Source organism: Shewanella sp. MEBiC00475, from assembly GCF_005234075.1.
In the GTDB taxonomy this organism is placed as follows: domain Bacteria; phylum Pseudomonadota; class Gammaproteobacteria; order Enterobacterales; family Shewanellaceae; genus Shewanella; species Shewanella polaris.
This window is the reverse complement of record NZ_CP039928.1, coordinates 728,067-742,303: the sequence shown is the minus strand read 5'-3', so window position 1 is coordinate 742,303 and position 14,237 is coordinate 728,067. Positions and strand designations below refer to the sequence as shown.

Here is a 14,237-nt window from a genome sequence, read left to right as displayed (position 1 = left end):
GTTTATTAAGCAATTAATGTTTTGGCCATTCAAAATCTTGCATGTCAAGATTGCTTTCTGCACGAATTATACCTCGATTAAGTGCTTGAGTAAGGTTTAAAAACAGTGGAGGCATAAAAATAGCCGCTGGGGCAAAATTAAGTGGTCGTAATGAAACATAAGCGGGTTGCTCTGTTATTTTCATTGCAGCGGCAAGTGCATACTGCAATGTTTCGAATTGTAATGTAGCACTAATTTTCACATCAGGATTATCGAGTAATGGTAAACTAATGTGACCAATACTGACGTGCTGACCAGCGGATTGATGTATAAAGTTGGGGATAGTAAATTGGGTCAATTTTAATTGTTCTATGCAGGTTATTACCGCTTTTAAGATTGCATCAGCTTCATATTGTTTATCGAAATAACAGGCAATTAAGCCTGAACGTATGATGAATGCTTCGGTGTCTAATTGTTGGCTAAACTGAGTGATAAACTGCTGCATTAGTGTTACTGATTCAGTAAGCCCAAGTTGAATATCAATATTATTTAATTCATTGATATTAACAAGTGCCAATGTTTTAGGTTCAATATGCCTTATATTGTCTATTCGTTGAATAAAAGCTCTGTATCCTTGGATTTGTGTTATGGGATCAATGGAGTTTAAATATTGACTATTAAGATATAATTCGTTTTTTTGTTGTAGTTTTTTATAAATAAAAATCAATAATATAATTACAATGCTGAAACTAATTATTAACACTAAGATGATAAATTGATTATATTGATTTTTAGTTGTTTGTTTTACGAGTTTTTCTTGTAACAAACCTAATTCAAATTTGAGTTTCTGTTCAGTAAGTTCAGCATAATCATTAGTTGGTTGCGCTTTTTCTTGAGATTTATTGGTCAGTTGAATAATGCTATCAGTGGTTTCTATTGCGGCATTAAGGTCGTTAGTTTTACGGTATGCTATAGATAAATAACTCAGAGCTTCAATTTGTACTTCAATTAAGTTTTTCTTTTTAGCCAATTCAATTGCTTTATTGGCGTGGTCAATGGCTGAAAACCACATGCCTTGATTAGTGTCGATTTGGGCAAATAATAATTCATTATGCACTAAATAATGGTTTACCTTGCGTTCTCTAAAGATATTGTTTGCTTGTTGCAATGCCTTCAATGCCGCTTGGATATTATTTAATTTGAAATACGCTTCACCTAAATTGTGGAAAGTGATCCCCGTGGCTATTTCGTTACCACTACGCTCATTCACTTGTTGTGCATTTAAATAATAATCGACAGCTCTGTTCCATTTATCTTGTCCTGCGTAAATCATTGCAATGACAGTCAATGTGTCAGACAAGTATGCATCCTGACCTAAATCTTGAAGTATTTCTGCAGCATTATGAGCATATTTTAGTGCATCATCCCATTGTTCTAAATCACGGTATGTGCGGGCTAAATTGAGTTGTGTGTGTGCTTTAATACTTGGGTAATCTAGGTTGCTGGCGAGACGAAACGCTTCACTATAATGCTGTAATGATTTTGCTTGATCACCATTCAGATTGTAATAACGGCCTAATTCAGTCTCCGCATCTGATATAAAGTAATCATTGCGAAGTTGATAAGCGATTTCACGGTAACGATTTAAATGAGATAACGCAGGTGTAGGTTGAAGCAACATTGAGTGTAACATGCTCAATTGCTCATGTAGCGAAGATTTGAAAAGGGTACTTTCTAAGCTAACATCTGTGTTAACCATATTTAACGCATTGTTATATTGGACTATCACCTGATTATATTCTTGGTTTTGTCGTCCCTTAATCCGTGCTTTAAGCATTATTACGATGGCTTGCTCAAGGGGGTAGATGCGATGGCATCTAGTTGATTGATGAGTATTTCAGCATCTTGATATTTAGTAGGTGATTTAAGTTTTGCCTCTAAATTCAACCGGGCCAATAGTTCTAAATCTCGATGGAGTTCATCTGGTTGGTAACTTAATTCTTCAGCAGCTTGTGTAAACTCTGCGTTATTTGAAAACTTCAACGGAAACTCGGTGGCCCTAACTAACTTTGTATAAAGTTTTTGTGGGTTCTCTTTGAGCAATATCTCTTGTTGTTCAATGTCTCGTGCAGATACCACTGAACTGAATAGTATTGAGTAACATATGAATAGTATTGAACAACATTTGACTAGAGGAAAACATCGCAGCATAGCAAGAGATACCTTTATCGTTTTAGTTAGCATAAACCACATTGTAGACTTCATTAAGATAAGTCCATTTACTGTGGTTTGATGTCGTCATTTCAGTGTATTGACTGCCACGTTGTAAATTACCACTGTGTTAATGTGCCTAGATCGTTATAATTGTTCAGAATTTAAAACAAAAACTATAGAATCATACCAGAAGGAACCTAGAGTGAAACCTACTTCTCTTGTAATTTTAACCACTACTGCCATTTTTTCGATGAGTTGGGTAATACCTGCACTGGCAGATGTTGATTACCATATCGATATTAATCAACCAGCGCATCATTTAGCTCAAGTGAGTGTTTCATTTCCTCAAACTGACTCAGACAAATTGACCGTTAATTTACCGGTATGGCGAACGGGTCGCTATCAAGTATTACCTGTTGCTGATGGTGTAAGATTGTTTAATGCGACTGACAGTAAAGGACAGTCATTACCGTGGAAACGAACTGCAAGCGGTGAATGGCAAATAGCCTTAACCAAACCGACATCGGTTAAGGTGACTTATCAACTGCATGCCAATGAACTAGGCGACCGTTTGCGTCACATTGATAATAGCCATGCTTATTTAGATGCCAGTGGTGTATTTATGTATAGCCCGGCATTTCGTCAGCAACCCGTAACAATCAAAATGGCTGTGCCTGAAGGTTGGCAAAGTTATTCTGGTATGGATAAAGGCCCTAAGTCACATTCATTTAGTGCCCCAAATTATGATGTGCTAGTTGATTCGCCGATTGAAACAGGGATCAGTGAGCATGTTAGCTTTGAGGCTGATGGCCGCGATTATGACGTGGTATTTTGGGGGAAGGTAATTACGATACCCAAAAAATTGTCGCAGATTTAGCCAAAATAAGTGGCCAAGCATCTGCTATTTGGGATGGTTATCCCTTTAAACGTTATTTGTATATGGTTCATGCTACCAGTGGTGCTCGTGGTGCGACAGAGCATTTGAATTCGACTGTCATTCAAATTCCTCGATTTAATTTCCGTGAACGTGAAGACTATTTACGTTTTATTAGCACCGCATCTCATGAATTTATTCATACTTGGAATGTAAAAGCGTACCGACCACAAGGGTTGGTGCCATATGATTACCAATCAGAAAACTTAACTGATCTGTTGTGGATGGCTGAAGGTTCTACTAGCTATTTTCAAAATCAGTTGTTGCTACGAGCTGAAGTTATCACGGCAAAAGAATTTTTTGATGATTTAAGTAAACGAATAGTGCTCAACCAACACAATCCAGGTCGAGAGGTCCAATCTATTGCAGAAGCCAGTTTAGGCCAATGGAGCAGTACTTGGGGAGATTATGCACTTAATCATAGTGTGAATATTTACTCTGAAGGTTATTTGGCATCAATGGCGCTTGATTTTAGTTTGTTGAATGATACACAGCTTGAACATTCATACCGAGATGTTCATAAGGCGCTTTATCAAGAGTACAAAATCCCAATGGGGTATAACGTTGCCGATGTGCAATCTATTTTGAAGCAACTTTCAGGTAAGGACTATCAATCTTGGTGGCAAGAATTTGTCAATCAACCGTTCAGTCTACCGTTTGATGAGTTATTGGCGCACGCAGGCTTAACCACCACTTATGGTAAATCAGCTAAAACTGTTGTTGATGCTGGAATGACGTTATCAGGTCTGCATGATGATTTAATCCTTGCTACAGTGATTAAAAATGGACCTGCATGGAAAGCAGGGCTAACTGCCGGTGATGAGATTGTGGCTATTAATGGATTGAAGGTAACGGCGGACGGACTGACTAAACGCCTTAACGATTTTATTGTTGGCGATACCATCAAGCTAAGCATATTCAGTGATGATCGTTTAAAAGAGGTGAGTTTACGGCTGACTGAGCAGCCTAAAGGTGACTTAACTATTGCGCCTCTGGATGAGGCAACCGATGCTCAAAAAGCGTTTTATAAAGCGTGGTTAGGCGTTGATTGGCCATTTGATGATAAAGGTGAGTGGATTAGCACTGCTGACTAAATCAACTCGTGTCATTGTGCTCTGAGTACTGAGATGCCAGCATTGAAAAAAATGCCCTGATAACAGGGCATTTTTATGTCAAGTATTACGCTGGAGGAGCAGTTTCGATAAAAAATGGTTCTTTTTCTATTGCGGCTAAAAATAGTTTCAGTTTTGGATAATCGTCGATATTAATTCGCTGGCGAAAAACCGCCCAACTTAAATAACAACCTAAGCGCAATTGCACATCATTAAACGGTCCGTATAGCGGTAGTTCGAATTGCTCAAACTCAGCTAGTGTTGCGTTAATGCGTTGTGCTTGTCTGATGGTGTAATCAAAACGCGCTATATCAACGCCATCACGAGACAAGAAAAACAAGTTAATTGAACTGTCTAACGCCGTATTGACCATGCAAAACTGATCAAGTTCTATCACAGTTTCAAGGAATGGTTTTGATGATTTATGGCGGATGTAGCGCAAGATTGAACTAGAATCCGTTAACGATAACTCCTCATCTCGCAAAAAAGGTACCCGTTTTGTTGGGGATAATTTTGCGCTGCTTGCCTGATCGGTTTCAATAAATTGATAATCTAATGTAGATTCCAATAGGGCTATTCGGCAGTGCCGAACAAAAGGAGATGTGAAGCTACCGTATAGTTTCATAGTATGTCCTTGTTGAATTAGACGCTTTGTTCAAGAGGGCCAAATGCTTGATTTATGGCATTAATAAAGGCGACTAACTCGCTGCCCATTAAAGCAAAGTCGGCATCTAAACGCGCTAATGGATCTTCCGTTCCAACTTCATCATTGCCGGCTCTAAATTCTTCAGAAAATTTAAGACGCTTAATGCTGGCATCGGATTGCATTAAAAAAGCAATCGACTGGCCAAAATGCAATGCTAATTTGTGCACTTGTTTACCTGTTGCAATATGGGCAAGCACTTCATCTTCTTGAAGAACCTGTTGCTTAAAGCGAACGATACCGCCTTCATCCGAGTCTGACTTAAGTTCTGCTTCATCTTGCATTTCAAATGGTGCAGGTGCTTCGCCAGCTTGTAACCATTGAGTTAAAGTCGACTCAATTGGAGTTGCATAACTTAGCGGGATAACCGGTAAGCTGCCTAAAGCTTTACGAAGTAGCGCTAATAACTCTTCTGCTTTAGTCGCACTGGAGCTATCAACCAGAATCATCTCTAGTTCAGGCATAATGAGTGCGTGAGTTTGGCTACGACGAGAAAATGCACGCGGCAGTAAAGTCGTAGTGATTTCGTCTTTAATGGTGTCTTTTTCTTTTTTTGTGACTTTGCGGCTTTCTAACTCTTCAATTTCCGCCACTTTTTCATCTAAAGCTTCTTTGATCACTTGGCCAGGGAGAATTTTTTCTTCTTTAGTGACACAAATCAAATGACGATTTTCTGCGCTATGTACTAATGCTTGGCCTTTTTTACCTAGGGCATTTGAAAAACCAAATTTGCTGATATCTTGGCTTGAACAAGGCGAGAAAGTGAAATCGGCTAAGGCATTTTCTAATGTTTCTGTGTCGGTGGAGAAAGGTTTGTTGAAACGATATAAGGTGAGATTTTTAAACCACATAGAAGGCTCTCATTAATTAAGAAGAAAAAACACAATATGCTAAGTCTACGGTATAGAAGCGAAGTGGTAAACCTCCAAAAAACGCTACTGGTTAAGCAAAATCCAATCACTCAAAGTGGACTAGGTTAAATTATTACATTTGTTTTGATGTGCTTTAAACCATTACGATGGCTTGGTTTATGGTTAATTAATGGGGTTTGAACTGACTTATATAAGCACGTCGTTAAGGGCTAAAATAATTCTGAAACCTTAGCAAGGCTGAATCCCGTCGTTCCGATATCACTAACTATGATAAATTTAGTCTCTGTAGGATTGAATATTGATCATTTATAATGACTTATTTTTTACTCGAAATAAGACTGGGTGAAGTAGGGCAAACCAAAATAGTTTACTTACCAAATAACATATTTGTTAAGTCGTCTTTAACAGGGTTTACTTACTCATTAGTTGCCAGCAACTGTTGTGAAGGCGATAATATTAACGAGGAGATGTGTTGTTATTCGGTAGTTTATTATCCTAATTCGATTTACATTGTACTAACAGTAATGAATTTTTTATGACAAAACAGCATGATTAATGTCAAAGTTAGTCGTTAGATCATAAATCTGTAACAAAAGTGTCTAATAATAGCCTCGTGGCAAATCAACGTAGAAACCCAATATGACAGCTAGGATTTTAATAGTAGAAGATGAATCAGCAATCCGTGAAATGCTGACATTTGTGATGGATCAACATGGTTTTACGACAGCTGCTGCTGAAGATTTTGATTCAGCGATTGAGTTGCTTCAAGAGCCTTACCCAGACTTGATTTTATTGGATTGGATGTTCCCTGGCGGAAGTGGCATTCAATTAGCTAAACGCTTAAAGCAAGATGAATTTACGCGTCAGATCCCAATTATTATGCTCACAGCACGTGGTGAAGAAGAAGATAAAGTTAAAGGCCTAGAAGTTGGTGCTGATGATTATATTACTAAACCCTTTTCGCCTAAAGAGCTGGTGGCCAGAATAAAAGCGGTATTGCGCAGAAGTGCCCCGACTCGCCTAGAAGAAACCATTGATGTGCAAGGTTTACAACTTGATCCTGTGAGTCATCGAGTTACCGTCGGTGAAGCCGTGCTTGATATGGGCCCAACTGAGTTTCGCTTGTTGCATTTCTTTATGACTCATCCTGAGCGGGTATATAGCCGAGAGCAGTTACTCGATAATGTTTGGGGTACCAATGTGTATGTTGAAGACAGAACCGTTGACGTACATATTCGACGCTTACGAAAAGCGGTAGAAGAAGGTGGACATGATAAGTTGATCCAAACTGTTCGTGGTGCCGGTTATCGTTTTTCAACCAGAATGTAATTTTTATTAGCATTTTTAAAGGTTTTGTCATAATAGACATTACCTTTTTGGAAACTGTTTTGCTGTCTAGCCATATCAGTCTATTTAGGCTATCTTGTGGTTCCTCGTTAGCCCTCATTATCAGTTTCGATGCTGAATGTTTGGCAGCGTTATTTCGCATTTAGGTAGCCTATGTTTATCGCGTATTCTGGATATCGTTTATTTTTTCGGTTAGCTTTACTGCTTATTTTATTCATGCTTATTGGTGCCTTATTCGGGCATGTCATTATTGTAATGTTAGTTGGAACAATTGCATTACTCGTGTGGCATTATCGCCAAATTACCCGTTTAAATTTCTGGTTATGGAAAGATAAAAAACTCACTCCACCACAGGGGAGAGGAAGTTGGGAAGGCGTGTTTAATGGGATATATCGTCTGCAGGGAAAAAATCGTCGTCGGGTAGGTCAGTTAGCAATGTTATTAGGGCGTTTTCGCCAAGGTGCAGAAGCTTTGCCTGATGCTGCAGTGGTACTAGATGCCGAGCACAATATCTTGTGGTGCAACAAACTGGCTCAGTTAATTTTAGGGTTTGTTTGGCCTCAGGATAATGGCCAAAGGATCGACAACCTTATTCGCCACCCAGACTTTTCCATCTATCTTAAAAAAGCACAATATCAAGAACCGTTAGAAATTCCATCTCCAGTGTCCGATAAGCGTTTACTTGAAATTCGGGTTATGAGCTATGGCGATCGACAATTATTATTGATTGCGCGTGATATTACCCGTATTCAACAATTAGAAAGTATGCGCAAAGATTTTGTGGCTAACGTTTCCCATGAACTCAAAACCCCGTTAACGGTATTGCAAGGTTATTTGGAAATAATGCAAACCATGGAAGAGGCTGACTCTCCTAATCACAAACCACTCTCTTTAATGCAGCAACAAACAACTCGTATGCAATCTATGGTTGAACAGTTGTTAGCGTTGTCGCGTATTGAAGATGCAGCAGATATCGATTTATCGCAAACAGTCAATATGGCATTGATGATGGATATTCTTAAGGAAGAATCCAAAGCTCTGGCGGGCACAGAGTATACATTAGAGTTTAATTGCGAGCCGGGTCTGAATACCCATGGTAATGAATTACAATTACGCAGTGCTTGTTCTAATTTGATTTCAAATGCTATTCGTTATACCACTCCTGGTGGCACCATTTCGGTGACGTGGCGAAGCGTGGCAACTGGTGCATTGTTTTCGGTGAAAGATACTGGGGTGGGGATCGCGCCACAACACATTAACCGTTTAACAGAACGTTTTTATCGGGTCGATAATGCCCGCTCGAGCAAAACGGGTGGAAGTGGTTTAGGGTTAGCCATCGCAAAACATGCACTCAACCATCACCACAGTGAACTCAACGTAACCAGTGAGTACGGCAAAGGCAGTATCTTTAGCTTTATTATCCCGTCGCATTTGTTAATTCGACAATAAATAACATCAAGATGTTCAACCCTTAAAAACAGCATACGTGCTGTTTTTTATTATAAATTTTCAATTCAAATGACTAATGTTATTGACCTGAACAGTTCAAAACTGCTGGGGACTGTTAATGTATATAGACATAGTTGGGGGTGGCGTTAATCAATGGTTGAAAAGGCATAAGTATCTTCGATTATACCGGTATTACGAATGTCACAATTTAGTATTGTTGCTATAATTTTGAGCAGTTAATATCTCGTTTATAATGTGTTTAGTGATTGTTTATCTACTGGATAAAATAATATCTTGCTAATGTAATGTTGTAAGCTATTGATAGTAAATTGATTGTATTAGTTTTGTAGAAGTAAGACAGTTTTACTACTAGTGTCACACAACTGTCATATCAACGTCATAGACTTGTCATCAATGAGGTCGATACTGACTACGTTTTAAAAACTTAGTACGCTTAATTCTGGAGCATTAAAATGAAACTGAACAAACTTGTCGGCGCAATTACTCTTACAGCCGCTGGCGTATTCTCAGCAGCGTCTATGGCTGCTATTGATCCAACTTTACCAACATACGAAAAAACAAGCGGCGTATCTGGTAACTTGTCTTCTGTTGGTTCTGACACATTAGCAAACATGATGACGTTATGGGCTGAAGAGTTTAAACATATTTATCCTAACGTGAACATCCAAATTCAAGCTGCTGGTTCTTCTACTGCGCCACCAGCCTTAACTGAAGGTACTTCACAGTTCGGTCCAATGAGCCGTAAAATGAAGCCTAACGAAGTTGAAGCGTTTGAAAAGCATTATGGCTACCAGCCAACTGCAGTACGCGTTGCAATTGATGCGTTAGCCGTATTTGTACACAAAGATAACCCTATAACAGGCTTAAGTATTGAGCAAATTGATGCTATTTTTTCTTCTACACATAAGTGTGGTGGTAAAGAAATTAATCGTTGGGGTGATGCCGGTTTAGACGGTAATTGGGCAGCAAAAGATGTTCAACTTTACGGTCGTAACTCAGTGTCTGGTACATACGGTTACTTTAAAGAAAAAGCATTATGTAAAGGTGACTTCCGTCCAAATGTAAACGAGCAACCAGGTTCTGCTTCTGTTGTTCAATCAGTGTCACAGTCTCTAAATGCCATTGGTTATTCTGGTATTGGTTACAAGACTGCTGGTGTTAAAGCGGTCGCTATTTCTAAGAAAGGCGATAAGTTTATCGAAGCAACTGCAGCCAACGCAGCAAGTGGTACTTACCCGCTTTCACGTTACTTGTATGTTTATGTGAACAAGCATCCTAATAAAGAATTATCACCAATGGATCGTGAATTCTTACGCTTTGTATTGTCTAAGCAGGGTCAACAAATTGTTGAGAAAGATGGTTATGTTCCATTACCAACATCTGTGATTACTAAAGATTTAGAAAAAGTAGGTATCAAGCTTTAATTAGCGAACTTTTCGTAAACTTAAAAAGGCCTCTTTGAGGCCTTTTTTGTTTTTCGTTGTTGAAAAAATGATAAAAAAAAGCAACCTAACTAAGAGGTTGCTGCTATTGCTAAGGGCAATGCTGTAGATAGAGGTTACTACTATCAAATAGGAGAATGATGATGAACAAAAAAACACTACTCGCTATCAATAAATAAGTAATGCAAATTCGGTTCATATAATCAGACTGCTCTATGTGAAGTTAGTTCCCTTAAAGAGCAAAAAAATGCTCTTTTTTTATTAAAAATAAAATCAGATACAAGAATTGAGAGCCCTAAAACGGTTTTTATGTTATTTAATCATTAATTATTAATAGCTTATGTTTATTTGTGTGTCTATTAAATATATGCTCCACATTTTTTATGCTAATGAATTTAAAATTTTTCTTCTCTATTGATTAATAAGTTTATGCTAGATGTACATTGCAAACGCAAACGCAAACGCAAACGCAAACTAAGAACTTAATTCACTCAAAAAATGGATTTAATCAGCTTTTTTACAGCATATTATTAATCATGCGAGTGTTATTATCCTTGGCAGATTTAATCTTTTCCTGTCAGATAAGGATTTTTATGACTGCAAACTGGAATGTACAACACGATTACCATTCAAGTGCTAATACTGATGCTTTATGTGTGTATCATCTTGAGCTCGATCTTGTGGTTGATTTTGACTTACAACAACTTAGTGGTAGCGCTCAGCTGCAATTTACTCGGGAAATGCCTGCAACATCTTTAGTGGTAGATTGTCGAGATTTGATCATAGAAGATGTCACTGACAGTCATGCTAATAAACTGTCGTATGATGTGATTGATGTGAATGCCATATTAGGTCAAAAGCTGGTTATTGATGTTGGTAAACAAGTTAATGAGGTGGTCATTCATTATCTTACTTCAACAACAGCTCAAGGGCTTCAATGGCTTACGCCGGAGCAAACCTTAGGCAAAAAATTACCTTATCTGTTTAGCCAATCGCAACCTATTAATGCTCGTAGTTGGATCCCTTTGCAAGATACTCCAAAAGCGCGAATCACTTTTAATGCAACAGTCACTGCTCCACAAGGTTTACGTGCAGTAATGAGTGCAGAAAATACGCCTAAATTACCCCGTAATAGTGTGTTTACCTTTTGTATGAATAAACCCATTCCTACCCATTTATTAGCCATTGCTGTAGGTGAATTAAGTTTCCAAGCTACTGGGCCTCGAAGTGGAATTTATACTGAACCAGGTATGCTTGCTGCGGCAGCCAAAGAATTTGAAGATACCGAATCAATGATCCAAATGGCGGAGTCGATACTTGGACCTTATGCTTGGGGACGTTATGACATGATTGTATTGCCACCGAGCTTCCCTTTTGGTGGCATGGAAAATCCTATGCTAGCATTTATGACTCCCACGTTAATTGCTGGAGATAAGAGCCTAGTTTCAACGGTTGCTCATGAACTAGCACATTCATGGACTGGCAATTTAGTCAGTAATGCGACCTGGCGAGATTTATGGCTTAATGAAGGGTTTACCACTTATTTTACCAATCGAATTGTAGAAGCCGTTTATGGTAAAGAGCAGGCCGAGCTAGAATGGGTTATTGAGTTCGGACGGCTGCAAGAAGAGCTCGCTACGATGCCTTTAGCTAACCAAACTCTACCTGCTAATGTGCAAGATCGTGATCCTAACCTGGCGTTTAATCGGTTTACCTACGATAAAGCATCGATGTTTGTACATGAACTTGAAAGCCGATTAGGTCGGGCTGCATTCGATCGATTTCTTTTCCAGTATGTTGAGTATTTCTCGTTTAATGCTATTACTACCGAAATGTTTATTGATTATGCAAAACAGACATTGCTGGTGGAGCATAGCGATAAGTTAACCTTATCAGAGCTTAATGAATGGGTGTATGGCCAAGGGTTGCCGCAATGGTTTATTGGCCCAACGTCAAACAGCCTAAATAAAGTGGATCAGGCTGTAGAGGCTATTATGGAAGGAACTCCTGCAAGTGAGTTACAGGTAGATGAATGGCGAGTTCACCACTGGCAGTATTTTCTCACTCAATTACCGTTAGTTGTTAGCCAAACCACATTATTAGATTTAGATGAAACCTTTAATTTAACTGACAGTCTCAATGCCGAAATAGCATGTGATTGGTTTCGAGTCGCGATCCGCAATCATTTTGCTTCCGTGTTACCTGCGCTAAGTGATTATTTATGTAGTATAGGGCGTGCTAAGTTTGTTAGGCCATTGTTTGTTGAATTACAACTAGCGGGTTATCAGCAAGAATTAAAAGATATCTATATAAAAGCACGTGCTGGTTATCATCCTTCTTTGCAAGTCCAGCTAGATAATTTATTGAATTTTTAACAAGTTAATTTTTTTACTTAAAAATAGATAAAAAAATGGCAGCCATATTGGCTGCCAAAATAACTCTTTGCGGGTTGTCATTAACGATGCGCTAGCGTGTTAACACTTCCCAATGGGGATGATGATGAACAATAAACATAAAACGGTATAGCAATAACTTAAACCTAACAAAAGCTCGAGGTAAGTAGGGGATTCACTTGGCAATTTAATAAATTAACTTCGGGGGAGAAGGTTAATTATCATATTGCACTTACTTCAAACTATTTCTAAACCGTACAATTAATAAGACCGGGGTTTATCTAGAAAGTTCACCGAAAAAATTAGTTTTTTTAATTAATTTACATGGAATTAGATTTATTGAGTTGTGACCCTAAGTTTGGAGACACCAGTTTTTTGAACTTAAACAAATACTAACAATTAAAAATAATGACAGCTAACACTAAGTTGTTGATTAATGATAAGTTGTTTGTCTATTCAAGCATGGCTCATGCATTTTAGTTATTAATGTTATTTGTCTTACTGAGAACAAACGATGTTCATTATAGGTTAGGTAGAACGCGATGATGATGACTTGGAAGCTAAGCTTGTGCCAATAAACAAGCATAATTCATAAAATGAAGATAAAAAAACGGCAACCAATTTGGTTGCCTAAGACGTTCTTTGTAGGGTGTTATTAACGGTGCGCTAGCGTGTTAATACTCCCCAATAGGGATGATGATGAACAATAAACATAAAACGGTGTAGCAGTAACTCAATTCTAACTAAAGCTTGAGGTAAGTAGAATAAATCACTAAGCAGTTTAATCAATTAACTCCGGGGGAGAGGCTAACTCATTATGATGCACTTACTTCAAACTAAATTTTAATCATTACATACTTGTTCGTACAATAAATAAGACCGAGGGTTATCCGGAAAGTTCACAGAAAAGTTTATTTTTTTTGAATTTATTTTATATGAGGACAATTTATAGAATTATTAGCTCCATTTTTGACGCTAATGATGCATTTTTTGAACGAGAAATAGCAGGCATAAATTTAAATCATAATGATTAACAGCAAGTTATTCATATCTATAATATATAAAAAATGATTTTTATCGAAAATGTCGAGAAAACCCACTGATCGACACGAAGTGGCGTCGGTGGGATGAATCGTTAAACTAACCTTGATCTTGAATGTATTTCCGAATTGTTTATGCCGAAGCATTTCCAACAGGGCAAACAAAATATCCATCTGACCAAAATGTCTTTTCACGCCAGAACTGATTTGTAAGCCACTCGTACCTAGCCCAAAGACTCTGTGTTATTTGTTTAGTTCTACGTGCTGGTGTTGTTGATAGTGAGTTCAAATGGAACATTCCGGTGTTTTTCAAGATAGTTGTCGCAAAATGGATGATGATTGCTTGGGCTTGTCACAAGACACAAATATCATTCATAAAATGAAGATAAAAAAAGGGCAACCAATTTGGTTGCCTAAGACGTTCTTTGCGGGGTGTGATTAACGGTGCGCTAGCGTGTTAATACTCCCCAATAGGGATGATGATGAACAATAAACATAAAATGGTAGCAACAAGTAAATAAAAGTGATTACGCTAACTTTTAGGCAAAAACTAAAACGCTGATGAAGGACGCTTACCGAATTTGCTTTCTTACTTGCTACATATATTAAGACTGGGGTTATTTAGAAAAGTTCATTAAATGATGCAATAAATTTATAAATAAATTCTTATTAGCACTGTCTCTATTATTTTTTATGAGTAAATTCAAGGTAACTTATTGATAAGTATTATA

Annotated in this window: 8 protein-coding genes and 2 pseudogenes; 5 read left to right on the top strand and 5 right to left on the bottom strand. The window is 38.0% G+C overall.

What is annotated here, in order from left to right:
- Positions 1 to 13: 13 nt before the first annotated feature.
- Complete coding sequence (locus FCN25_RS03260; RefSeq protein ID WP_175405819.1) at positions 14 to 1,738, bottom strand: lipopolysaccharide assembly protein LapB; 1,725 nt, start codon at positions 1,736 to 1,738, stop codon at positions 14 to 16.
- An 80-nt stretch (positions 1,739 to 1,818) separates the two neighbouring features.
- On the bottom strand, positions 1,819 to 2,022 hold the full coding sequence (locus FCN25_RS03255) for a hypothetical protein (protein WP_137221912.1): 204 nt from the start codon (positions 2,020 to 2,022) through the stop codon (positions 1,819 to 1,821).
- Positions 2,023 to 2,395: 373 nt separating this feature from the next.
- On the opposite strand from FCN25_RS03255, the pseudogene FCN25_RS03250 reads away from it, so the two are divergent.
- Positions 2,396 to 4,221, top strand: a pseudogene (locus tag FCN25_RS03250) (M61 family metallopeptidase).
- Between the two features lie 85 nt (positions 4,222 to 4,306).
- On the opposite strand, the gene FCN25_RS03245 reads toward FCN25_RS03250, so the two are convergent.
- A complete protein-coding gene (locus tag FCN25_RS03245) occupies positions 4,307 to 4,864 on the bottom strand; it encodes a glutathione S-transferase family protein (protein WP_137221910.1) in 558 nt (185 codons plus the stop codon).
- Between the two features lie 17 nt (positions 4,865 to 4,881).
- Complete coding sequence (gene rdgC / locus FCN25_RS03240) at positions 4,882 to 5,793, bottom strand: recombination-associated protein RdgC (RefSeq protein WP_137221908.1); 912 nt, start codon at positions 5,791 to 5,793, stop codon at positions 4,882 to 4,884.
- A 660-nt stretch (positions 5,794 to 6,453) separates the two neighbouring features.
- Between rdgC and phoB the strand changes: the two genes are divergently transcribed.
- The 4 genes from phoB to FCN25_RS03220 all read left to right on the top strand — a co-directional run bounded on the left by phoB (position 6,454) and on the right by FCN25_RS03220 (position 12,448).
- Entirely contained in the window at positions 6,454 to 7,143 is a 690-nt protein-coding gene (gene phoB / locus FCN25_RS03235) for a phosphate regulon transcriptional regulator PhoB (RefSeq protein WP_137221905.1), read from the top strand.
- Positions 7,144 to 7,314: 171 nt separating this feature from the next.
- The gene (gene phoR / locus FCN25_RS03230) at positions 7,315 to 8,610 is read left to right on the top strand and encodes a phosphate regulon sensor histidine kinase PhoR (protein ID WP_137221903.1); all 1,296 of its coding nucleotides are present in this window, start codon (positions 7,315 to 7,317) and stop codon (positions 8,608 to 8,610) included.
- Between the two features lie 473 nt (positions 8,611 to 9,083).
- Positions 9,084 to 10,055, top strand: coding sequence for a PstS family phosphate ABC transporter substrate-binding protein (locus tag FCN25_RS03225; RefSeq protein WP_137221901.1), 972 nt, complete (start codon positions 9,084 to 9,086; stop codon positions 10,053 to 10,055).
- A 611-nt stretch (positions 10,056 to 10,666) separates the two neighbouring features.
- On the top strand, positions 10,667 to 12,448 hold the full coding sequence (locus FCN25_RS03220; RefSeq protein WP_137221899.1) for a M1 family metallopeptidase: 1,782 nt from the start codon (positions 10,667 to 10,669) through the stop codon (positions 12,446 to 12,448).
- Positions 12,449 to 13,639: 1,191 nt separating this feature from the next.
- On the opposite strand, the pseudogene FCN25_RS21295 reads toward FCN25_RS03220, so the two are convergent.
- Positions 13,640 to 13,708, bottom strand: a pseudogene (locus FCN25_RS21295) (IS200/IS605 family transposase); the annotation flags it as partial.
- Between the last annotated feature and the right edge of the window lie 529 nt (positions 13,709 to 14,237).